This window comes from Formosa sp. Hel3_A1_48, from assembly GCF_001735715.1.
Lineage (GTDB): Bacteria > Bacteroidota > Bacteroidia > Flavobacteriales > Flavobacteriaceae > UBA3537.
This window is the reverse complement of record NZ_CP017259.1, coordinates 881312-906615: the sequence shown is the minus strand read 5'-3', so window position 1 is coordinate 906615 and position 25304 is coordinate 881312. Positions and strand designations below refer to the sequence as shown.

16 protein-coding genes and 1 tRNA gene are annotated in these 25304 nt (G+C 36.0%); 5 read left to right on the top strand and 12 right to left on the bottom strand.

The window, feature by feature from the left end; translation table 11 throughout:
- Window positions 1–282: 282 nt before the first annotated feature.
- The 9 genes from FORMA_RS04105 to FORMA_RS04065 all read right to left on the bottom strand — a co-directional run bounded on the left by FORMA_RS04105 (window position 283) and on the right by FORMA_RS04065 (window position 16609).
- Complete coding sequence (locus tag FORMA_RS04105; RefSeq protein WP_069674460.1) at window positions 283–1821, bottom strand: sugar porter family MFS transporter; 1539 nt, start codon at window positions 1819–1821, stop codon at window positions 283–285.
- Window positions 1822–1848: 27 nt separating this feature from the next.
- Complete coding sequence (locus tag FORMA_RS04100; protein ID WP_069674459.1) at window positions 1849–3327, bottom strand: glycoside hydrolase family 30 protein; 1479 nt, start codon at window positions 3325–3327, stop codon at window positions 1849–1851.
- Window positions 3328–3340: 13 nt separating this feature from the next.
- The gene (locus FORMA_RS04095) at window positions 3341–4195 is read right to left on the bottom strand and encodes a glycoside hydrolase family 16 protein (protein ID WP_069674458.1); all 855 of its coding nucleotides are present in this window, start codon (window positions 4193–4195) and stop codon (window positions 3341–3343) included.
- A gap of 10 nt (window positions 4196–4205) precedes the next feature.
- Window positions 4206–4910 (bottom strand): hypothetical protein, encoded by a 705-nt coding sequence (locus FORMA_RS04090; RefSeq protein WP_069674457.1) that lies wholly within the window; start codon window positions 4908–4910, stop codon window positions 4206–4208.
- Window positions 4907–8164 carry a carbohydrate-binding protein gene (locus FORMA_RS04085; RefSeq protein WP_069674456.1) on the bottom strand — a complete coding sequence of 1086 codons (3258 nt, stop codon included), beginning with the start codon at window positions 8162–8164 and terminating at the stop codon, window positions 4907–4909. Before FORMA_RS04085 ends, FORMA_RS04090 begins: the two co-directional genes overlap by 4 nt.
- 45 nt (window positions 8165–8209) lie before the next feature.
- Window positions 8210–10036 carry a PKD domain-containing protein gene (locus FORMA_RS04080; protein ID WP_069674455.1) on the bottom strand — a complete coding sequence of 609 codons (1827 nt, stop codon included), beginning with the start codon at window positions 10034–10036 and terminating at the stop codon, window positions 8210–8212.
- A 19-nt stretch (window positions 10037–10055) separates the two neighbouring features.
- Window positions 10056–11822 (bottom strand): RagB/SusD family nutrient uptake outer membrane protein, encoded by a 1767-nt coding sequence (locus tag FORMA_RS04075; RefSeq protein WP_069674454.1) that lies wholly within the window; start codon window positions 11820–11822, stop codon window positions 10056–10058.
- 10 nt (window positions 11823–11832) lie between these two features.
- Window positions 11833–14916 carry a SusC/RagA family TonB-linked outer membrane protein gene (locus FORMA_RS04070; RefSeq protein ID WP_069674453.1) on the bottom strand — a complete coding sequence of 1028 codons (3084 nt, stop codon included), beginning with the start codon at window positions 14914–14916 and terminating at the stop codon, window positions 11833–11835.
- Between the two features lie 199 nt (window positions 14917–15115).
- On the bottom strand, window positions 15116–16609 hold the full coding sequence (locus tag FORMA_RS04065; protein ID WP_069674452.1) for a T9SS type A sorting domain-containing protein: 1494 nt from the start codon (window positions 16607–16609) through the stop codon (window positions 15116–15118).
- A gap of 334 nt (window positions 16610–16943) precedes the next feature.
- Between FORMA_RS04065 and FORMA_RS04060 the strand changes: the two genes are divergently transcribed.
- On the top strand, window positions 16944–19688 hold the full coding sequence (locus FORMA_RS04060; protein ID WP_197500779.1) for a triple tyrosine motif-containing protein: 2745 nt from the start codon (window positions 16944–16946) through the stop codon (window positions 19686–19688).
- A gap of 153 nt (window positions 19689–19841) precedes the next feature.
- Here FORMA_RS04060 and FORMA_RS04055 read toward each other — a convergent pair whose 3' ends face one another.
- The 3 genes from FORMA_RS04055 to FORMA_RS04045 form a co-directional block, all read right to left on the bottom strand.
- Complete coding sequence (locus FORMA_RS04055) at window positions 19842–20225, bottom strand: hypothetical protein (RefSeq protein ID WP_069674450.1); 384 nt, start codon at window positions 20223–20225, stop codon at window positions 19842–19844.
- Between the two features lie 220 nt (window positions 20226–20445).
- A complete protein-coding gene (locus tag FORMA_RS04050; RefSeq protein ID WP_069674449.1) occupies window positions 20446–21483 on the bottom strand; it encodes a hypothetical protein in 1038 nt (345 codons plus the stop codon).
- A 278-nt stretch (window positions 21484–21761) separates the two neighbouring features.
- Window positions 21762–21843, bottom strand: a tRNA-Leu gene (locus FORMA_RS04045).
- 146 nt (window positions 21844–21989) lie between these two features.
- Here FORMA_RS04045 and FORMA_RS04040 point away from each other — a divergent pair.
- From FORMA_RS04040 to FORMA_RS04025, 4 genes are all read left to right on the top strand, one after another.
- Window positions 21990–22931: a ribose-phosphate pyrophosphokinase gene (locus FORMA_RS04040; RefSeq protein ID WP_069674448.1), complete on the top strand. Its 942-nt coding sequence runs from the start codon at window positions 21990–21992 to the stop codon at window positions 22929–22931.
- An 18-nt stretch (window positions 22932–22949) separates the two neighbouring features.
- The gene (locus FORMA_RS04035; RefSeq protein WP_069674447.1) at window positions 22950–23594 is read left to right on the top strand and encodes a 50S ribosomal protein L25/general stress protein Ctc; all 645 of its coding nucleotides are present in this window, start codon (window positions 22950–22952) and stop codon (window positions 23592–23594) included.
- 70 nt (window positions 23595–23664) lie between these two features.
- On the top strand, window positions 23665–24285 hold the full coding sequence (gene pth, locus FORMA_RS04030) for an aminoacyl-tRNA hydrolase (protein ID WP_069674446.1): 621 nt from the start codon (window positions 23665–23667) through the stop codon (window positions 24283–24285).
- Window positions 24286–24354: 69 nt separating this feature from the next.
- The gene (locus FORMA_RS04025; RefSeq protein WP_335583344.1) at window positions 24355–25293 is read left to right on the top strand and encodes a bifunctional riboflavin kinase/FAD synthetase; all 939 of its coding nucleotides are present in this window, start codon (window positions 24355–24357) and stop codon (window positions 25291–25293) included.
- Window positions 25294–25304 lie beyond the last annotated feature (11 nt).

Below are 25304 nucleotides of genomic sequence, written 5' to 3'. Positions count from 1 at the left end.
TATCAGCTTTTTTTATGCGCAATTGCACTGTTGGTATAGGTTTGCTTAAAATTTTATAAATGTAGAAATGTATTTTCAATAAGACCCTTATATTCCGAATCTGAAATATTGAGCGCATTCAAATTAGAAGTGATTTGATCGCGCTGCATTGTATATTTATTTAATGTATTGCCATAGAATTTTGGAGATTTAAGGGGACTGGCTCAATAATCAAGCTACAGAAAGTTATGATTCATTCATCTTTAAATGCAAGCTTAAAATACTAAAGAGTTTTTTATAACTTTATTGTTTTACCAACTCTTTTTCTAAAGCCTCTAAAGACTTTCCTTTTGTTTCTGGTAATAGTTTTAGGAGTACAAAGAAGCCTATCAAAGCAATTGCTCCAAAGATAAAAAAGGTTAGTGCGTTTCCTAAGTTTGAAAGTTCCCAAGGAAAAATCAATTGCACTAAAGAGCTAATAAGGGAGTTTACAAAGGCAATAACTCCGATAGCTAGACCTCTATATTTCAATGGGTATAACTCGGACAGTAAGACCCACATTACAGGGCCTAGTGAAAATGCAAAGCAGGCAATAAATCCTAAAATTCCAATGAGTACTAAAGTGGCATTTATACGAGTTGACGCTTCTAAAATGACCCCATCATTTTTAAGATATGTTGCATTGCCTAGTGCAGACTTAATGGTGTTCTTAAAATCGATATCAGTATCATAAACCTTTTCAGCAAAAGGTAATAACTGTTCCGAACCAGAAAACTCAAACTGAGCAATTTTTTCTTTGGAAAGTTGGTATGTTGCGTTATTAAAACCATAAGCACATAACAGCAAACTCACTGCAACACCAGCTGTGCCGATTAATATTAGGGGTCTTCTTCCCATTCGATCTATTAAATAGATGGCCACAAAAGTGAAAAGTACCGATGTGGTACTTAACATCACTCCTGATGAAAAGGCCGCATCAGTACCAATTCCTGTTTGTTTAAATATAGATGTCGCATAGAAGTAAACAGCATTTATCCCCGTAATTTGCTGTAGTACGCCTATAATTAAACCTATAACTAATATGAAACGTAGCGAACGCTTTAATAAATCCGTAAGTTTTAAATTAGATTTGTCTTTATCAGCATGTATGCTTTTTTCAATGGAAGCAAACTCAGCGTGGCCTCTTTCGTTTCCATGAAGTGTTATTAAGACGTGTTTTGCCTCAGAAATTCTATCTTTTAAAAATAACCAACGTGGACTTTTTGGAACAAAAAACAAGAATATGAAGTATAAAACAGCAGGGGTCAGTTCGACACCTAACATCCACCTCCAAACAATTTCGTCTGTAAGAAAACTACTTTCTGGGGTGTTGTACTTATTGAAAAAGTAATTACTTAAAAAGGCTGCAAAAAACCCAAAAACAATATTTAATTGTTGAATAGTAACTAATTTACCTCTGTTTTCTGCGTTTGCTATCTCAGCAATATACATTGGTGCTAATACCAAAGCAGCTCCAAAAGCCAATCCGCCAATCATTCTTGCGATATACAGCATTTCATAAGAGTTAGCGCCAGCAGAAAACACAGCAGAAATTGCATATAGAAATGCTACAAAAAGAAGTAGTTTTTTTCGTCCAAAGACATCACTTAATCTTCCAGAAAATAGCATTGCAAACATGGCAGCAAACGATGGTGAGCTGACTACCCAGCCAGACTGAATTTCGTTCAATTCAAACTCTGGCCCTGCGAAAGACATCACACCAGAAATGATACCTGCGTCAAACCCAAAAAGGAATCCTCCGAGGGAGACTACAAAAGCAATGAAGACCAGTTTTTTGTTCATATGATGTTGGATTAAAGCGCTTAACTTTTAGTACACGATTGATTGCATCGCTCGCGGCGGAATATTTAGTACAGTTTCACTTGAATCAACGATCAATTTGTAATTGATCATATTGTCTGTTGGATTCATAACAACAGTTATAATCTTTCCATCTTTGTTCATAAACGAGGTACTTTCAATAGTGGTTATGCTTGTTGTTGTGCTCACACGTACAGCGCCAGGCTCGATGAACTTTGAAAAGTGACCGATATAGTAGTAAGTAGGCGTGTATATCAAATCGTCGGAATTTGTATTTGCATGAATAGGGGCAAAACAGAAATTTTTTACATGATTTGGCCCTCCTCTTTCGTCAAGGAGAATATTCCAGTCTGTCCATCCGACAACGCCACTATTGAAGTCGTTTATCATTGAATTCCCATAGCGCTCTGCATTGGGCCAGTGGAAGAGTCTTTCTGGATTAAAACCTTCCTGACAGCCTTCAGTAAACATCATATTTTTTGAAGGAAATGATTCATTTATACTTTTCAAATTATCATATTTTGGTAAACCTCCTGTCCAAGTCTCATACCAATGAAACCCAATTCCCCAAGCATATTTAGAAGCTTCGGGGTCTTCAAAAATAGTATTTGCCCTGTTCGTAATCAAATCTCTATTGTGGTCCCATACGATAATATTTTTATCGCTCATACCTGCTTTTTCTAGAGCTGGTCCTAAATAACCCTTTAAAAAATCGCGTTCTTCTTCGGCGGTGTATATACACGATTCCCATCGTTGTGTTGCCATTGGCTCATTTTGTATGGTCAATCCCCAAACAGGAATACCTTCAGCTTCATATGACTCAATAAATTTTACATAATAATTTGCCCAAGATTGACGAAATTCAGGAAGGAGTTTTCCGCCTCTAAGCATATTTTTATTGGTTTTCATAAAAGCAGGTGGGCTCCAAGGACTGGCATAAAAGACTAAATTGTCACTGATCAATTCAATTGCTCTTTTTATGAGAGGGATTCTTTTTACTTTGTCTTTTTCAATTGAAAATGTTTTTAGTTCTGCATCCCCTTCGTCAATATAGGTATGGCTTCCTAAACCAAAATCACTACTATGAATACTGGTTCTTATAATGTTATATCCTAATCCATCTTTTCCAAAATACGATTGAAGGAATTCATCTTGTTTGCTGGAGCTTAAGGCTGAAAATACCTCTGCTGAAGCATCTGTTATCGCTCCTCCAATCCCTAAATATTCTTGAAATGTTTTTTTTGGATTTACAAAAACTGCAATTCCTGTTTCTAAGGGCTGGCTCTTTTCTTTGAATGTCAGTTCATTTGTTTTGGCTAATCGCAACTCTGTATCCTTAGCGGTAGTATATACTTGAAGCGTTTTGTTAGAATAGCTTTCTCCTACACTTGAAATTGTGTATTGTGGTTCTAATTTAACGATTTTTGCGTCTTTACAAGAAGTCATTAAAAGCAAAAGAATAAATAGTTTGTAATATATTCTGACCATAGTTTGTTGTAAGTTATTTTTTGTATTCGTGTTTGACCCAATCGACTTCCATTACCCATTCGCCCTCCATTGGGAAATCAGTAATTTTAGCATAATTTAAAATGGCAAACATGGCTTCCGGATAGTTATCTCCTTCACCTTTATTACGGTACACTTCTTTATCATCAACACGATACACTAAATCACTTTTTTCCCATTCAACAGAGTATTCATGAAATTCGTTTAAATCAACATTGAATCCTTTACGTAAAGTCCACCAATCGCCCTCATCGCATTTGCCTAGATTTTTTATAGCGCCTGTTGTGAAACTATTTTTATGATGATCGCCATGATGCTCAAAAATATCAATCTCTCCAGACCCAGTCATTGGCCAACAAACAGTTTCGTTCGGTTCTTGAACCGGGGGTTCATTATTTTGAGATCCTAAAATCCACCATGCTGGAAACATACTTGGCTCTCCGTTGTTCCCTAGTTTAAGTCGAGCTGTCCATTTTCCTTTAATAAATTCTTTCCGATTTTTTGAAGCAATTCGCCCAGCAACATATTGCGTTTCAGGGTGCTGTTTTCCATATTTATCGAAATTATCGCAGCTCCGTTTTTTACCAATATTCACTACTTTTAATTTTAAAGTGCCATCACTAACTTCTCGAGTTCCAAATTCATTATTAGGGACATAGCAATGTGTTTCGTTATTTACCCAAATGCGTTGGTCTTGCCAATTATCCGTATTGAATGTTTCAAAATTATCCAGGAAATCTATTTCCCAAACATTTAAGTTTTCTACAGGAATTACATCTCCTTTATGTTCTTTGTTACATGATAGCAAGACTATTACTATCAGAATATAAATACCTTGTTTTAGATTCATGTGTCTAGATTTAATTGACTCCAAATTGAAAAATTTGTGAATCAGATGTGTTCCCAATTTGATCTGTTGTTACGACTTTCCAATAGTACACTTGCCCAGAAGTTACTGTAGTGTTTACACTTGTATTACTTGTACTACCAACTTCAACAACTGGCGGATTTGCAGAATCAAGATATACAGTGTAGGACACAATATCATTATCAATATCAGTTGCTTCCCACTGTAAACTAACTTCACCCTCATTGACACTGGCACCAGATTGAGGACTGATTGCTTCTGCCGGAAATGGGGGATGACTTTCTTGAGGAAGCCCCGAATTATAAAATTTCCAAACGACACTTTCTGTTGTTTCTGTAGTATCACTTGCTAATGAGATTACAGACCACGAATAGGGAGTGCCTCTTAAAATCCGTAGCAAAAATTCATTTGAAAGTGTACTTATAGTTCTAGAAGTTCCATCATTTAAATTTGTAACTTTTAATATATAGGAACTGGCATTTGTCACATCTTGCCATTGGAAGAGTACATCTGTTTCGGAGTCAGAAATGATTACACCTTCATTACATTCTGTATTGTTTTCAGGAAATATAAGAGTTGCTGCAGTTGGCGGATCTACAGGATTTATACCTTCATCACCGCTATCATCGCTACTACAAGAAGCAACACTGATTAACAAAAACAAGTATATAGGAAGTATTTTTTTTAATCTGCTCATTGCTTTATAATTTTATAATTATACGTTTTTTCTGCTGTGGTTATTTTTAGTACAAAAAATCCATTTGCGATGCTAGACACATCAACTTCCAGAGTATTGGATGTTGGATAGTATATTTTAGAGGCTATTAATTTACCCGTTACATCAAAAATTTCTACAGGAACAGCTGATGTTTCTATAAGATCAATATTGATAAATAACGTATTATTTTGAACAGGGTTAGGATAGACAATAGGTGCGCTATTTACAACAAAGGTTTTTTCATAAACGCCCTGGCACTCTTTATTTGTTCTTATGCTCAATTTATTTAAACCTTTAGATAATACTAATTCCACTTCGCTTTCACTAGTAATAAACGTCTCTTCATTTAAGGATATATAATACAAGTCCCCTCCATTTATGGTCATATTTATTCTTGAGGAATTCGCTACTCTATTCGCATTAACATTCAACTCATCTGGTTCGATTACAACGACTGTAAAACATTGTCCATAGTCTGGTTGCTCCTCTAATGTAATACACAGTTCATACGATCCAGCAGATAAATTTTCGAAATTAATATCGTCTGTAAATATTTCCATTGCGGCGTAATTTTCTCCACTTATGGAAACGGTATAAGTATAGTTCGCTACAGCTGATAATGAAATACTCCCATTATTTTGAGATCTGCATGTTTCACTGAATGCGGATATTACATAATTATCGGCAGGTAAAAAGAAAACTTCACAACCTGAAATATCTACAATAGCACCTTCAGGAGTATTTGGGCAATCATCATTTCCATCAAGAACGCCATCGCCATCACTATCTGGATAATCAAACTCCATCCAATTGAAATTAAATCCACCTGAAAGGATTTTCATTCTTAATTTATGTACTCCTTTTTCAATAAATACGTTATCTGAAACAGTTTCCCAAATCTGCCATCCATTAGTAACAACCGTATTTACAACAATTAATTCAGTTTCCACATCATTTTCACCTACTGTATACAGTCCGATTTGGCCTTGGTTAAACCCAGCTACTCTGAACTTAATTCCGTACAGTCCTGTTTCTGGAACAAAAATAGAATAGTCGGCATAATCCCCTGGATCTGTATATCCTAAGTTTTGACCCCCACCTTCATCTGTTGTATCTTCTAAGCCCATACCTTCCATCACATCATAATCTTCGACTTGAATAAGAGCAGGAATTACGACACGATATGGAGCGATGTTATTGATGTTTAAATCTGTAAATGTATTTAAAGTTTTATTTGATTGGGATTGGATTGAAGTCCCCGTATAACTCACCGTTATGACGTCCCCTAAAAGAAAGAAATCTTCGAGCTTAAGAATAAACAGTCGCTCTCTTAACGGATCTGCTGTAACCGATGTAACGACTCTTTCTTCTCCATTAATAAGAACAAAAAATTGATCTTCAGTGGCGTTTAAGGATGTTGCCAAAAGAGATTCACTAATTGTAATTTCTAAAGATTTTTCATCAGTACCCGTCTTACCGTTTAATGCGGTTAGAGCTAAAGCATCAATAGATCCTGTAGTTTCAAATTCAATACTACTATAATTTGCAGCAATATCATTGTTAATGTGTAGCTTCAACGCATGTTCTCCTGCTGGAAGAATAATATCATTAATTTCATAAGTTGAAAATTGTGTCCAACCCCCTGTTGAATTCACAACTTGTGTTGCAGTCACTTCCTGATCGTCTATAGACAGAAAGAACTCCCCACCGGTTTGTTGAGATGCAACTCTGACTTTTGCTTTGTACACAGCTGCTTCATTAACATTTACTGTATATTTCATCCACTCGCCTTGGTTTACAAATCCGACATGATATCCATTACTATTTACATTATCATTATTTTTTTCGATATCCACTCCATCATTTCTATAGGACCATCCGCTGTTCCACGCTGTAAAATCTCCAGTAGATAAATTATAGTCAGCAACAACCGTGTCATAGTATGCAAAATTATTTTTACCTAAATCAAAATCTGACATATGAATCACTCCCGGAATTGCTGACGGTGTGCCGTTATAAGGAATTGTCTCATCAGTTTGTACTTGTCTTATTAATGCATCGGGCACATCTTTTCTAAAGCGGCTATTTTCAACCAAAAGATTATCGGCGAGCTCCATCATACTATCGAAGGCTTCTGTGGCTGTTGGCTGCGCTCCATTGCCTTGCCAGAAGTCCAGAATATCTTGATAACCAGGATTTATATCAATAGCGTAAGGGCTGTCTATATCTCCAATTTTACGAACGGCCCACCAAGCCCAACCAATGTTATTGTCTTCAAATAAAGAGACTGCATCCGTAAACCATGTATTGGAATTTTCTCCTGATTCTCCCATCCATAGAGGTACGTTATATTGTGTTCTAAGAGGCAGTATCCAGTCCAAATCACCGGGATTATTCGTGCTCCAATATTTATGAAAACTATAGACCATATTGTTATCCCAAGGGGGTGTTAATCCACTATGATCGTTGGCATAGGAATTTCCTTCAATAAATATAATATGGTTGGGATCTACACTTCGAATCCCCACAGTAATGTCTTCAAAGACTTCTCGTAATAAAGCATTGCCCGGTAAATCCCAATGGGTTTCATTGATGAGATCATAGCCTCCAATCCATTCGTTGTCTTTGTAGCGGTCTGCAATTCTGGTCCACAAAGCGACAAGCTTATCCCTGTTTTCTTGACTTTCCCAGAGCGATGGTTTTGAAGGATCATAATCATTAATTTCTGAGCCTGCACCTTGTCCTCCAGGTGCAGCATGCATGTCTAAAATCACATAAATATCATGAGGAGCTGCCCACTCTAAGACATCATCTATCAATTCAAAACCTGTTTCAATCCATGTGTTTTCTCCAGGCACAGCCTCCTCTTCAATTGGAAGAGTAAATAGATTGTAGTGCATAGGAATACGAATACTATTGAAACCCCAAGCTGCTAATGAATCTACATCGCGTTGTGTAAAATGATTTTCTCGCCATTTATCAAAAAAGACCTCAGTATTGGTTTCGCCCATCAAATCAACTAATCGCTCTTTGATCTCATGTTGTGAACCAGCAAATCCAGAAGTTTGCATCATATAACCCTCCATAATTTGCCAGCCTCCAGGGCCGTACCCTCTTAAAAGAACTTCTTCACCATTTGAATTAACAATTTGTGTTCCTTGTGTATGTAGTCCTTGACTCCAACCAAATGACACTGTAAATATCAGGATTATAAAAAGCACATAATTTCTCATTGAATTATTATTTTTTTGGGTTTAATATTCTAATACTATTCTAAATTATTGTCTCAATACCGACCAGTTGTCTAAAACGATTCCCTCGTTACCCCATTGACCACCACCAGTTCTAAATAATAAATAATACGTTCCAGGAGCTGTAATTTCAAATTGCCCTGGGTTTTGAGTTGTGTCACAACCTCCAGCAACTGCTGGTCCAGAATAGGTTTTTAAATCGCCACAATCCCAGGCATTATACGCCTTGAGGACATACTGGTCTCCATTGTAATCTCCAGTGTTTTCCACAGGCTGTGTAGCACCGATATATACTTCGCCCCAAACGTCATTAATATCGGTATAGGTCATGTCCATGTCAAATTGATATATTCCTGGATCCAAGGTCAATTGGGTATAAATCGCCCAGTGTTTCCACTCGCTTGGACTTTGTGTTTCTGCAAACGTCACAACGCCATCTGCGATAGTAACGGAACCGATTCCATTATCATTAGGGTCAATGTTAATAATTGTCCAACCACTTGAATCGTCAAAACCTCCATTTGTAATAAGATTCGTGTAAACGGGTTCTTCTACGGTCACTTCAAGCGAAATTTCGTTTGAAACTGCAGCATCATTTGTTGCAGTTAATGTAACCGTGTAAGTGCCTGCTGCTGTATAGGTGTATTCTGGGTCTTCATCTGTTGATGTGCCAGAACCATCTCCAAAATTCCATGAATAACTTGTCGCATTTGCAGATGTGTTTGTAAACAATGCAGTAAGATTAGAAGTTTCGAATGTGAACCCTGCGGTAGGTGCAGCAGCTGGATCAATTACTGTGACTTCTTTTGTAATTTCAGCCGAACCGGCTTCATTAGTGGCTGTTAATGTTACCATATAAGTACCACCCTCCGTATAGCTGTAAGTTGGATTTTCTTCAGTTGATGTCCCAGAACCATCTCCAAAATCCCATGAATAACTTGTTGCATTCGCAGATGTATTTGTAAAGGTTGTTGTGAGATTAGATGCTACAAATTCAAAATCTGCAACAACAGCGAGTGCGAATGAATCAAGGGATCTAACTGTTACATTGTCAATTGTGACGCCTTCGGAACCATAGTTTGCTCCACCACCTCTAATTACTAAATAGGCAGTCCCGGCCGTCGGAAATTCGAACGTTGAACCTGTACCGACACAACTGTACGCTGCAAAATCGCCCTCAAAAGCTTCTCCGCCACAACCTTCCCAAGTATTAAGGGCTAAACGCATTCCGCCATCGGTGTAGTCTTGACCCTCAACAGGTGTTTCCATTCCCACATAGACTTCAAACCAAGAATCTGTTAAAGGACCTCCTTTAATATCCATTGAAATTTGATATTCGTTATTTGCTAAAAGTTGCATGGGCTGATATATTCCTACTTGTCCCCAACTGCCACCTGTCCATTTAGCTTCATTATTATCAAAAGAAACATCAACACCGTCAGAAATAGGCAAAACAATCCACGGATCACTACCGTTAAACTCTCCGTTTTGAATGAGGTTAGGCGCTTCAAAGTCATCGTTTATAACCACTGTTTGAAATGACTCTGCAACACCGCCCTCGGTAAATATTCTAAACCTCACATCATAATCTCCACTGTCAAAGAAAATTTTAGTGGCTTCATACCCTTCAGCTGAAGAGTTGTCTCCGAAATCCCAATGAGTGTACCAGTTTGCATCATTTGGTATTGCTGAAAAATGTACCATATTTGGATTTTCGGAATCAAATTCAAATGTAAATAAGGCATCCTCACTCGTAGGAGTTGCAACAGCCTCTTCAACGTCGTCTGCACATCCAGTAGAAATTGAAATAATTCCTACAATAAAAGCCCAACTTAAAAATTTAATTAGTTTCATATGTTTATCTATTTGGAATTTAGTACCCTACGTTTTCTATAAGGTTTGAATTGTTATTTATTCTGTTTTGACCTATAGGGAGGTAATAATGGCGTTGATCAAAATTCATTGGCAATGCCTCTGCATCAAAAGTTTCATAGGTAAATGTTTCATTTCCAGCAAGATCAACATGTCTTAGTGTTCTGACGCCCTCAACCTGAATACTCAAAGCTTCTGTTGCAATACGCCATCTTCTCACATCCCAATAGCGGTGATCCTCAAATGCAAGCTCTAATTTTCTTTCATTACGAATTCGATCTCTTAATTCGGTACCTGAATATGGTTCTAAACGCAAGTTTTGTTGCAAGCCTGCTCGGGTTCTTATTACTTCAATATAGTCTCTTGCAGACGTTTCTATTCCCAATTCCATTGCGGCTTCTGCGGCATTTAAATATGTTTCCCCTAGCCTAAAAATAAGACAATCTTGACCTGAATAATATTGTGGTACAAAAAGAGGTGAATCACCATCTTCTAAGTATTTTCGTACATAAAATCCAGTTTTTGTGGCATCGGGGTGGATATTAAGTCCATCCTTACCAATTCCAGTACCACTTCCGGTATCGATAGTTCCGCCAGTTTCTGTGCCATACCATATTTCTACTGGCTCTCCTTGAAATATGTCATTATTGGTTAGTATGGTTCCCTTTAGACGAGGGTCACGATTTTCCCATGGATTCGTTTCGTCATATCCAGAACCCACTTCATTTGGCAACTTTCCTGTGCTCAGTACTTCATAACTGTCAACGAGTTGTTTTGTTGGCGACATACTTGCTCCCCAATCTAATCGATAACTAAAAGGTACATTATGTAAATCATACTCATGACCTTTTTCAAATGGAATCCAAATTTTTGTAAAAATGGCTTCATCATCTGTTTCATCGAGAAATAAATTGGCATAATTGGTTGCGGGATCAGAATATTGATTAAAGAGTGAATACCCTCCTTCAGCAATAACAGTTTGTGAAGCACTTAAAGATATTTGGTAGTAGGCATCTGCAGCTGAAGCAGGGATTCCTATCACTCCATCAAGCTGAACTGTACCGTATTTTGCAATACTCCCTGCGTATAATGCGGCTCTAGATTCTAAAGATTTAGCGGCCCATTTTGAAGCTCTTCCATTTTGAGTCACCCATCTATTTGGTAGTAAATCAAAGGCTGATTGTGCATCTGATAAAATTTGGTCATACACCTGTTTTTCAGTGTTTCTGCTTGGAAATAATTCTTCTTGCGGGGTAGTGTCTGGATTTTGAGGAACGAGAATAATTGGGACACCTCCGTAGCGTTTTACTAAAGCAAAATAACAGTAAGCTCTTAGAAAGTGCATTTCTCCGAGTCGGTTGTTACGTTCTTCAGTTGTGAGTACAGAGCTGGGAATCTGTTCTAAATTTTCAATAGAGTAATTGATTTTCCAAATTATATCATAGCCCCACCAATCTAGAGGCCAGGTGTTATTTGCGGTACCCCAAATCCCAGGTCTGTATTGGTTTAATAATGCTGTCCAAGTATAGGTGCCTCTAGCTAAATCAGAAATCCCATCCCTTTGACAGCCACCTACATCCCAGAAACTTTCCAAATAGTCCCAAGGCATTCGGTCATAAATTTTAAAGAAATATGTATCCATTAGAGCTTTGTCATTCCAGACATCATTTTCAGTGATACGATCTAATGGCGGTTCGTTCAAAAAGTCATCATCGCAAGTAATGAATGTGAGTGCGAATAGCGCAAAAATTATATTTATACGTTTCATAGTAATTTTTTTATAGTGTTATGTTTACACCAAATGTTATGGATTTTGTTTGTGGATAATACCAGCCTACCGAGGAAGTATTTTGTGGATCAAATTCTTCTTTGTAATCTTTAATAACAAATAAGTTATAACCTGTTACAAATACCGTCATTTTTTCAAAACCTGCATTGTTTTTGAATTTTGGCAGGGTGTAACTCAAGTTGATATTTTTGAATCTGAGATGTTTTCCATTCCTTAACCAAAAATCAGAGTATTTGTAGTTGTTGTCGTTAAATCCACCATCAGATACTCTTGGGAAGGTAGCTCCAGTATTTTGTGGTGTCCAATAGTCGAGTTGATAACTGTAGCCGTTAAATCCATTTCGCAATGGGCTTTGTGCCTCACCATCTAGATAAATATCGTAACCAGCAGCGCCTGTTAATAATACAGATAATGAAAAGTTTTTGTATTCAGCACCTAGGTTTAACGAGTAATTAATAGCTGGTTTATCGCCTACACCAAAGACTTTTTGATCTTTAACATCAATGATGTTGTCACCATTTAAATCTTTATACCTTATATCTCCAGGTTGCAAAGTGGCGTTTCCATTACCGTCTTGGACTGCCCATTGATCAATTTGATCTTGATTTTGGAAAAGCCCCTCCGAAATATAACCTCTTCTCAGGTTTGTATAACCTCCTGTTACAGTCAGGTTATCTCTCATAAATGGATCTTCTTGAAATGCTTCGTCAATAAATACCGCCTTTTCTCTTGATTTTGAAAAGTTTAATAAGGCATTAACCTTAAGGTTGTCGTTTATTTGCTTTTTGTAGTTTAAGGAAAATTCAAAACCCTGATTCGAAAATTCATATAAGTTTTGGTCTGCTACAGCAACTCCTAATGTACTTGGAATACTGGAGCTGGCTCTCGCAATTACATCTTCTCGTTTTCTAAAAAAGTAGTCAAATGATACTGTAAGCTCATTTTTAAATAATGCAGCATCAAAACCAATATCATATGTGGTGTTTGTTTCCCATGTAAGATCAACGTTTGCCAGTGCAGTGTTATCAATAGTTGGAACCGCAGCATCACCAGGGATCCAGAAAAAATTATAATTAAAACCACTTAACCATTGGTATGCAGCAGTTCCGTCATACCCAGCTGTTCCTACTGACCCTCTTAGCTTGAAGTCAGAAATTGTATTTTTTAAAGGCTCGAAAAACTTTTCATTAGACAGTCTCCATCCTAGTGAAACAGAAGGAAATGTCCCCCATTCTTTCCCGGGAGCAAAACGTGAAGACCCGTCATGTCTTATGGTAGATTCAAAGAAATATTTTGATTTATAGTCGTAGCTTAATCGTCCTACAAAGCCCATACGATTTTCACGATATTCACCTCCATCAGCACCTTGATTTTCTAGAGAACCTGCAAAAAGCTGATCGATTAGTGTGGACTGAAAATCTTGTCGTCTTCCACTAAAATTTTCTCCTTGAGATTTTTGAACCTCCATTAATGCCAATGCCGAAATACTGTGGTCTCCAAGCTTTTTGTCGTAAGTAATGGATTCTTGTAAAACGTATTGATTGCTATAGCTGGTGCCTTGTTCTAGTACAGTATCACTAAAGGACCCTTCTGGAGTGGCACGGAATATGTCATAATTTCCTGTTTGTCTGTTTAGAGTGTAAAGGTTATAGGTCTTCCCCCAATCTTTTTGAAATGAAGTGTCATATATAAGAGAGGCGTAGGTTTTTAAACTCAAACCAGGCACCTGGTTGATGTCCCATTTTAAGGAGAGTTTAGCATCGAAATTATTGTTTTTTCTTCGATAATAGCCCGCGTTAAAATCTTTTATTCCTTCAGCAATATGATTCGGACTCACACTTGGTTTAGCTGGTGTTCCATCAGGGTAGTACGCTAAGTCTGTTGGAAGTGCTCTACTTAATTCTCTAAAAATATCATAGGCAGAATAGGCTGGTGCTTCATTCATCTTTCTACGAGCGGCCAGATTAAATGTTAATTGCACGTTCTCTGTAACCTTTGCATTAAGATTAGAACGCAAATTGTATTGTTGATACGATAAGACATCGGCGTTGTAATTCGACCCTTGGTCAAGATAACCTGCAGAAACAAAATAGTTCACTTTTTCTGTACCTCCTGTAAGGTTTAAATTGTGACGTTGTTGAAAGCCCCAGTCTTTTATGACCATACTTTTCCAATCTGTGTTTGGATAATTAATTGGATCTGCTCCAGATCGAAATAATTCAATTTCATCCTCAGTATAAAATGGAGCTTGATTAGAATTTCTAAAGCCTTCGTTTAAAACTTCGCCGTATTGTGCAGAGGTCAGAAAATCAGGATAAGACGTTAGAGATGTGTATGTAAATTGGTTGCTATACGTTAATTGCGGTTTTCCATACCTTCCTTTTTTAGTTGTGATGAGAACCACACCATTACCCCCTTGCACACCATAAACCGCAGCTGCTGCTGCATCTTTCAGTACGGATATACTTTCGATTTCATTTGCTTCAAGTTGGTTTATATCGCCTGGGGCACCATCAACAATTACCAAAGCATTACCAAAGTTTCTAACTTCAAATGAAGAATTGCTAAACCCTGGTTCCCCAGAAGTTTGCCTCACAAATAAACCTGAAGCCAATCCCTCTAAACCATTACTTACCGTAGCGACGGGTAATGCCTTAAGCGCTTCCTCATCTACAATGGAGACTGCTGAGATTATTTTTTGCTTAGATTTCGTCCCATAACCAACTACGATAACCTCATCTAGTTCACTTGTATCCTCTCGGAGCAGTAGTGTAAAATCTAATGTGTCATTTACTTCTATTTCCTGAGTAAGGTATCCTAAGTATGAAACTACAAGAATATCAGTTGTTGAGACTTCAATTGTGAAGTTTCCATCAAAATCTGTAGTTGTTCCTTTAATGGAGTCTTTGATAAGTATTGTCACACCTGGAATGGGTTGTTTTGTCACCTCATCAGAGACATTTCCAGAAACTAAGTTTTGAGCCAAACCATTGCTTACACATAGTATAAATACTAATGTCAGCAGATTTGTTCTCTTAAGTTTTTTGAAACAATTTAAGAATCTTGTTTTCATGTGGTTCATATTTATTAATGTTTAAAAGTCCACATGCTGTTAGCTTAAAGTCATCTTCTTGGGTGACCTGTATTTTGCATGCTTGTTTTATAGTTTGGTTGTTAGCTTAAAAACGAAGTGTTTCCTGTTCTTTAGAATCTAAATTAATCCCCAGCTTAAGACTTTAAGCCAGGGATATTTATTAAAAAAAATCGTTGGTTTAGTGTTTGATTAATTTTTTAGTTTCTATTCCTAATTCGGTACGGATTTTACTGATATAGACTCCAGGTGTTAAATTTGTTGCGTCAATTGTTGTTGACATTGTATTAGGTTGTAATGAAATCACTCGTTTTCCAAGAATATCAAAAACATCTACAGAATTAATCTGAATATTATTTGTAGAAATATTCCAAAAATTGGTTGTTGGGTTTGGATACACAGTAGCTTCATTCATTTTTAAATCGTTTACCCCAAGCGAGGCAAACTCGCCAAATACATAGTCGTCAACTTGAAAAACGTTAAGGTTAGGGTCAACCGTATCATCAAAATTAGTTTGAATGTCAAAAAACAAAGCTATTTTGGTGTTGTTGGTAGAGTTAAAACTAGAAAAATCAAATAGAAGTGTTTGCCAAGAATTTGGAGTTGTATAATCAGCTGTCACACTATGCTCCGGACCATTACTTTCAATTTTTATAGTAAGTTGTGATGTTCTCGGTCCTTTAACTTTTACTGCAATCCCTCTATCTTCTCCAGATAAATCAATTCCAGCATTATGCAGATATTTTATTTGAGACCACCAATCGTCATTTACACCTGTAGCTGTTGCAACGCCATTAGCTTCACTATAATCAATAAGTCTCTCATTTCTAAGAGGTGTTGGTGAGCTAAAATCGAAATTAAACTCAGAAATAGGAGTAGAGACTGCACCAACAAAAATCTCTTTGCTGAACACGTTAGAACCTTCAGAACTCGTAGCTGTTAAAGTAACAATATACTGTCCTTTAAAAGTATATGAATGAACCGGGTTTTCGTCGGCAGATACATTGCCATCACCAAAATCCCAGGAGTAACTTGTTGCATCTGTAGACGTGTTAGTAAAAGTTGCCTCAAGATTGGATTCGGACGTTGATTCAGAAAAATTTGCAACTGGTTGTGCTGCGTCAGCAACTAATGACCAATTGTCTAAAACTATACCGTTATCACCAAATGTTCCGCCACCTGTTCTAAACAATAAATAATATGTTCCATCTGCAGTAATTTGAAAATTCCCTGGACTGCTATCATCACATCCAAAGGCAACAGCTGAGCCAGAGTAGGTTTGTGTACAATCCCAAGCATTATAAGCTTTAAGTACTTGTAAATCACCACTATATTCAACGTTTTGAACTGGTTCAGTTGCACCAATGTAAACTTCTCCCCATATTGAATTGATACCACCAAAAGTCATATCCATATCGAATTGATAAAAACCAGCAGTTAAGGTTACACTCGTATAGAGACCCATATGAATCCAACCGCCGTCGCTAGCGTCTATTTTTTCAATTGTTGCTTGACCTCCTGAGATTTCAACAGATCCATTTGTACTGTCCGTTCCATATTGATTAACTACGGTCCAACCCGAAGCATCATCAAACGTTCCGTTTGTAATAAGGTTTTGAGCAAACCCAAAAGTGGCCATCAAACCTAAGATTAATAATAAAGTAATTTTTTTCATGATAATTTTTTTATGTATTGTGGTTAAATTACATGTTACAGAAGTTTAACTGGCTAGTTAATTGCAACACGTACATTAAATAAATTAATAATGCCTCAAATGTAGAATCATTTATATTTATAATTAGAGAAAACACCTCATCAAAAACTCGCTACGCTGTTAAATATAACTCATCAAAAATTCTCATAAAATTTAATTTAATCTGTATGTTGTTTTTTTTTAATACATTAGATTTTAAAATAAAACTCACAGTATGCCTATTCGAGCTTTAAATTTTTGTTTACTAATTTTATTTGTTTGTGAAACCTTTTCTCAGACGAATGATTCATTTAATTTGAGTAAAATCCCTCTTAAATCTCATTTTGACTCCAAAGACTACAGTGGAAGTATTCAAAATTGGAGGTTTGATCAAGACTCCGATGGCATATTGTACGTCGCCAATAACGAAGGTCTTTTGAAATTTGATGGCAGTCAGTGGCATAAATTCAAAGTGCCTTTATCAACAAAAATTCGAGCAGTTAAAATCGATAATCAACATCGGATTTTTGTAGGAGGCCAAAATCAAATCGGTTATTTCAAAAATACCCAAAACGGACTAAAATTTACCTCCTTAGTCGACAATCTTAGACCTGATCTGAAGTCATTCTCCGAAATCTGGAATATTATCGAAATCAACAAGAATATATATTTTAATACAGAAAGTAAACTTTTAGTTTATAATGGTGATGAAATAAAAGAATTAGAGTCACCAGGTTTTTTACAAGCATCGTTCAAACATAGGAATAAGATCATAGCTCAATTTTATGAAGAAGGATTATTTGAATTTGTCAATGGCAAATTTGAACCCATCATTGGAACTAAATTATTACCGGAAATCGTTGCGGTATTAGAAAATGGGGTTGATGATCTTTATTTTAGTAAAACCGGAATCTTATACAAATCTGGTAACTTTAAGAAACCTTTTAAAGATTATTCTAAAGAATTTGGCTCTATAAACTCAGGAATCAGACTAAACAATGGCGATTATGCCATAGGCACTCAAAATAATGGGTTATTTATTCTCAATTCTAACTTTTCCGTAAAACATCACTTTACAAAAAATAATGGATTATCGGATCGAACTGTAAAATCTGTTTATGAAGATACTTTTAATAATTTATGGATTGCCCTAAATAACGGTATTGATTATTTAAAAATGAGTTTGCCTTTTTCATTACTAAATGAAGAAGTAGGGGTTGAGGGTACAGGATATGCAGCCCATAATTTTAATGAATCCGTTTATTTAGGAACAAGTAATGGCGTTTTTTTGCAAAATTTTGCACAAGAACCTAGAAAAACCCGTAAATATGAATTTATCCGGGGGAGTGAGGGGCAAGTATATGATTTTTCACAGATTGATAATGAACTTATTCTAAATCATCATCAAGGTGCTTTTGTAATCAAGGATAAGGGGTTAGATAAATTTCATGATATTGGAAGTTGGAAATTTATTAAAACAACAGATCCTAACCTTATTTTAGGGGGCGACTATCAAGGGATACGGTATTTTAAAAGACTAGATGGCAAATGGAATCGGGTTGGTGAAATTCCCAACCTAACAGAGTCATCGAGAATTTTAAAGTTTGAAAACGACTCTACCCTTTGGATGACCCACGGCTATAAAGGCGCATACAAGGTACAATTAGACAACAACTTGGAACTCAAAAATAAAGTGCAACACTTTGGTAAACATAGTGGGTTTCCGTCTAACATTTTAATTAGTTCTTATATGTTGAATGGGAAATTAATCTTTACCTCTGAGCATGGAATATTTGATTTTAATACGGATTCTTTAAAATTTTCTTCGAATTTATTTTTTGATAAAATGTTGGGTAAAACGCATGTTAGTCAACTTGTGTCCAGCGCAGATAACTCTATTTATTACATTCAAGATCAAGAACTTGGGGTTCTTAAACAAAAGAGTTATGGTGAGTTCCAAAAAGAAACTCAAGTCTTTAAGCATATCAATAAATTAATAAATGATGACCTCCAAAATATATCTATTCTTGATGATCAGAATATTTTAGTGGGAGCAAAAGAAGGGTTTATCCATTACAATCCTTTAAAGGACCATCAAATAACTAAAGATTTTTCTGTACTTGTGAGATCTATTGAAATTACACAAAGTGAAGACTCAACAGCAATCATTACCCCATCTCTATCAAAATCTTTAGAATTACACTCAGAACAAAACCTCAAAATAAGTTATGTATCTCCTTACTTTGATGGTTTTGAAGACTTACAATACAGCTATAAATTAACGCCATTAGACGAGGATTGGTCCAAGTGGTCGCCACTGAATGAGAAAGGCTATGAGCACTTGCCCTATGGGCAATACACTTTTGAAGTTAAAGCGCTCAACATATATGGTATAGAGAGCAAAACATCCAGTTTCTCATTTAAGGTTCTAGCACCTTGGTACGCAACTAAAGCTGCCAGGCTCGCATATTTTGGGATTGGAGTTTTGGGATTTGTTTTGATCCCGTTAATTCAACAAAGAAGACACAAAATAGAAACTTCATTTATCACAAAAGAAAAAGAAAAAGAACTTAAAATTAAGAATAAAGAGATTGACAAACTACAAACCGAAAAGTTACAAACAGAGCTTGACCTAAAGAACGAACAGTTGACATCTATCACGATGCAATTTCTAAAAAATAAAGAGTTCATCAAAAATATACAAGACAAGATAGCAGGTACTTTAAACCTAGGAAGCTCTAGTCAAGAGTTAAAACGTTTAATCAAAACTATAGATCAGGAGTTATCGGATAACGATTCTTGGGATCAGTTTGCATATCATTTTGATCAGGTACACGGCAATTATTTAGAAAAATTATCGAGGAGTAATATAAGGCTGTCACCTAGAGAAATAAAATTAGCGGCTTTTCTTAGAATGAATATGAGTTCTAAAGAGATTTCAAAGCTTTTAAATATTACTACTCGGGGTGTTGAGCTTGCTCGTTATAGGCTAAGAAAAAAATTGAACCTCAAACGCGAGCAAAATCTAGTAGAATTTTTAATCGATTTGGATAATGGTTAGGCGCTATTTAGTCGTAAGGCTAATTAATGGTAAATGAAATATTTTTGAGAATAAATCGTACACAACGTAGACCAATTATCGAACTTTTTCTTGAAAGACCTTCAAAAGCTTAGAGCGTTTACAGAAACCTATAAAAAACTCAAATCATTGAGCTTAGTATACATTTATTATTTCCTCACTTGACCTTTCTAATATGTGAGGAAGAGACAATCTCATAGATGTATATTCTTTTGCTCTTTTTCTCCAAAATTTCATAGGGTTTTTGATGAATACGTGTAATACATCTTCATTGCCCTTTATAATTTTAACCCCTGTATTGGTTATAAAAATCAAATAGTCAGAAACACACACCCAATCACCGTCTTTTTTAACTAAATCCATTATTTCAGATTTGCCTTCGAGATAATTAATTATGTCATCACGAGTCATTTCAGCAACTAAAGACATTTCGTCCTTTAATTTAGCAACATATTGAATTGTAAAAGATTTGGAAAAGTCAATTTTTTTCTTTCTGTAGAATATAAAATAATTTCCCATCACCCCCCCCCCATTTTTTTTAAGTATTTATTTTGAGCATTAATTTGAAATAATGCAGTAATAAATAATAGCAATGTTATTTTTTTCATTGGTTAAATACCTGAACACCAAATTAAAATAATATCCCCAAAAACAATAAATTATTCTTGGGGATAAATTGTATGCATAATTGAGCAATGTTCTAAAAAAAACAATAGTTCTTGTTAAGAGTTTATTTCATTTAAAGAGCTTTATGAGGGATATATGGTCCTTTTATCCACTTAATTAATGTGGAAATTAAACCATAAATAAACTCCCATATTGGCAATGCAATAAACAAAATAATGAATACTACCAAAACACTTGCAAACATAGACAATAATGTTCCTACCCCGTCAAGTGACCAACTATCAACTGCAAAGGTGTTTGGTACATTAATTAGATTCAATGTTTCATTAACAAATTCGGTGCCTAGTATGAAGCCTTCATCCAAAACAATCCCGAGAAGGCTGTCCAGAACTGTTATCGGAATTAATAAAATTTCTACAAGTGTTTCTGTAAACGGCATGTCAGGGATAAATAACGATTCGCCAAAAACAAATGAAATAATTCCAGCAAAAGCCGAAAAAAGTAAAATTAAACCTAAAATATATCCTGCTGTTCGAACAATAATAAGAACTAGATCTTTAAAAAGAAATTTTATCATATCGTTGTCAGCTTTAGCAACTGTATTTCCAGCATTTGATATGACTTGAGATATAGGAAAAGAAGCATATGAAAGTAATAGTGTCATTAAGATATTAGCTATAATTCCTAAAAACCCAGGATCATCACTTTCTTGGCCAACAGAGAATATTAGTTCCTCAGCATCATAATCATCGCCCTCAAAATCAAGTTTGTACCCAAATGTAGAATTCGCTAAAGCCATAGCTTCTTGTCTTAGCTCTTTTTCATCGTCATCATCGGTTGAATCAGGATTCAGCAGTGTAATCGTGAAGTAAGATGCATCATACTCATCCTCGGTACCTTTGTTTTCAATTTTTTCTACATAACTTTCATTAAAATTATTAGCTCCATTAACAAGGTATTTAAGTCCATCACCAATTACATTAATTAGCATAAAAACTAAGAACACCAAAGCCATTACTCTAAAAACTTGGCCAATCCACTCATAAATGGATTTTTCAGAATTGTCTACCAATTCGTTGAAATTATTCTTTGGAAGAATTTCATTAACAGTTTTAGGAAAATCTAAAACAGTATTTAAATAATTTTTCATTTTGTTTGTATTTTTTGTTGATCCTATAAATTTAACAAATATTTAACAAAATAAAGAGAAATAATCAAAAAATTAACAAAAGGATTAAGAATTAATAAGGACTGAATAAGATTTTGAAATTTAGTAGGTGGTGATAGTTCTAAACACAAAGAAACAAGTTGAAAAAATAGCATTGTAAATAAACCCTAAAAAACACTAATTCGTACAAAATTCGTACAAAAAAGAACATAAAAAAACCGTAACTAACTGATAATAAGTTTGCTGCGGTCTTGTTAAAGTACTCAAGGTGGGAATCGAACCCACACTTCCGAAGAAACTGGATTTTGAATCCAGCGCGTCTACCAATTCCGCCACTTGAGCTAAATTTTGGATTGCAAATCTATAAAATTTATTCTTTATTCAAATACAAAATAGTTGGTTTTATGCTTTTACAGTTCAAATAAATTCATAAATTTGCCACTCGATAAAAATAAACATCGTAAATCATTCAAAAACAGCACAATAAAATGTCTAAGCCCACTTTACAGCCCAAAATTTTCGCCTGCACCAACTCCAAGGTACTTGGAGAACGCATAGCCAAAGCTTTTGGTGAAGATCTGGGGAATGTGATTACTTCGACGTATAGCGATGGTGAATTTCAGCCCTCATACGAAGAATCCATTCGTGGGACACGAATTTTTGTGATAGCCTCAACAAATCCAGGACCAGAAAATTTAATGGAACTTTTGTTGATGTTGGATGCTGCAAAACGTGCGTCTGCACGACACATCACAGCGGTAATCCCGTATTTTGGATGGGCCCGTCAGGATCGAAAAGATAAACCTAGAGTGCCAATTGCAGCCAAACTAGTCGCCAAAATGCTCGAAACAGCTGGCGCTACCCGCATCATTACAATGGATTTGCATGCTGATCAAATACAAGGATTTTTTGAAAGACCTGTTGATCACCTATTTGCTTCAACTATATTTTTGCCTTATTTAAGGTCCCTAAATTTAGACAATCTAACGATTGCATCCCCTGACATGGGTGGTTCCAAAAGAGCCTATGCCTACTCCAAAGCGCTAGAGAGCGATGTGGTAATTTGCTATAAGCAACGCGCAAAAGCCAACGTCATTTCACACATGGAGCTTATAGGCGATGTTACTGGTAAAAATGTTGTCCTTGTCGATGATATGGTCGATACGGCCGGAACACTCACCAAGGCTGCAGATCTAATGATCGAACGCGGTGCAAAAAGCGTACGTGCCATTTGTACACACCCTATATTATCGGGTTCAGCATATCAACGTTTGGAAGATTCCAAACTCGAAGAGCTTATTGTCACAGACTCCATACCAACAACACAAAAAAGCGCCAAAATAAGAGTATTATCATGTGCAGATTTATTTGCAGATGTGATGCATAAAGTGCATCAAAACGAGTCAATTAGCTCAAAATTTATAATGTAAACACTTAAATTAATATAAATGAAATCAATTACAATCAATGGATCGAAAAGAGAAAGCGTGGGCAAAAAAGCAACAAAAGCCTTGCGTAATGCTGGACAGGTTCCTTGCGTATTATACGGAGGAGATCAGCCAGTACATTTCTCAGCAGCAGAATTGGCATTCTCTAAACTTGTATACACACCAAATGCGCATACAGTTGTGATTGCCTTAGGAGATACTTCTTACAATGCTGTACTTCAGGATATTCAATTTCATCCTGTAACAGAAAACATCTTGCACATCGATTTTTATCAACTTTTTGATGATAAAGAAATTGCAATGGATATTCCTGTAGTTTTGACTGGAAATTCTGTTGGCGTACGCGCTGGTGGCGTATTGAGAAGAAACCGTCGAAAACTAAGAATTAAAGCTTTACCAACAAATTTGCCAGACAATATCGTTGTTGATATTTCTAAGCTAAAGATTGGAAATAAAGTATATGTTTCTGAACTTGAAAACGATGGGTTTAAATTTTTGCATACAGACAATACTGTTGTGTGTCAAATCAAGCAATCTAGAGTTTCAGTCGATATTGAAGACGATGAAGACGAAGAAGGAGCAGAAGGAGCAGAAGGAGCTGCAGCTGAAGGTGGTGCTGAAGGTGCCGCAACAACAGAGGCCTAAATTTCACCTCCTTTAAATTAAATATAAAAGCATTCTGACGAAATTCAGAATGCTTTTTTTATTTTTACACATGTTCAAGTGGTTATTCAAATTTAAAAAACAGCAACAAGCAACGCATTCAATGGCCAAGAAATTTTTAATAGTAGGTTTGGGAAATATTGGAGCAGATTATGTGCATACGCGCCACAATATCGGATTTAAAGTATTAAACCATTTAGCAAAAATAAATGCATTGGAATTCGAAATCCGAAAATTAGGAACTCTGGCGAGCCATAAATTTAAGGGTCGAACTTTTCTTCTACTTAAGCCTAATACCTTCATGAATTTAAGTGGTAAAGCTGTAAAATATTGGCTTGAAAAAGAAAATATACCACTGGAAAACCTGCTCGTTATTACCGACGATTTAAATCTCCCATTTGGAACACTTCGTCTAAAAACTAAAGGATCTGCAGGTGGACATAATGGCCTTAAAGATATTCAGGACAAACTCAATACTGCTCAATACAACAGGCTGCGTTTTGGAATTAGCGATGAGTTTTCAAAAGGGAGACAAGTCGATTATGTTCTTGGAGCATGGTCCGACGAAGAATCATCCAAACTAGACGAACGACTTCAGCGCACATCAGAAGCCATTATCAGTTTTGGTATGGCAGGGGTCAACACCACTATGAATCAATTTAATGGGACATAAAGTTAAGTGCAAATAAACCCCATCCGCATTACTTTTTTTATCTTCGTCATTTAAAGCCACGATACTATTTTGAAAATTAAAACAGCAGCCGATTACAAACGCATTAAAAATTCTGTTGTGACCATCGGAACGTTTGATGGCGTACATGTTGGACATCAAAAAATCATAAATCGTCTTGTTCATATTGCTGAAACCAATAAGCTTCAGGCGCTAGTACTTACCTTTTTTCCCCATCCACGTATGGTGGTACAAAAGGATTCAAGCATCAAACTCATCAATACAATTGACGAAAAAGCAGCCCAATTGCAACAACTTGGAGTGGACCATTTGGTGCTCAAAGAATTCACTAAAACTTTTTCAAGACTTTCAGCTTTAGAATATGTGCGCGATGTCTTAGTCAATAAGCTTAAAGTAAAACACATTATTGTGGGTTATGATCATCATTTTGGCAGAAACCGAACAGCAACAATTGAAGACTTAATTGAATTCGGTAAATTTTACGGATTTGAAGTCACTCAAATTGATGCGCAAGAAGTGGGTGATGTAGCCGTAAGTTCAACCAAAATAAGGGCGGCTTTGCGTGAGGGTAATATGCGCGTTGCAAATGATTTTTTAGGCTACAATTTTATGTTAACAGGGACAGTTGTAAAAGGCAAAGGCTTGGGGGCAAATCTGAGTTTTCCAACTGCAAATATATTTATCGAAGAACCCTATAAGCTTATTCCCAAACAAGGCGTTTATTTGGTGCAATCTAAAATCGAAAATCAACTCGTTTATGGTATGATGAATATTGGGAAAAACCCCACCGTTTCTCAAGACAACAAAACCCATATTGAAGTTCATTTCTTCAATCTTGATGCAAATCTGTACACTAAAACTTTAAAGATTGAACTTTTGGAACACCTGCGCAGTGAAATCAAATTCCCCAATATTGAAGCGCTGAAAGTACAGTTGGAAAAAGACAAAGCATTGGCTCAACAACGCATCGATTTATTGTTAAAAATCTAATTCACTTTTGA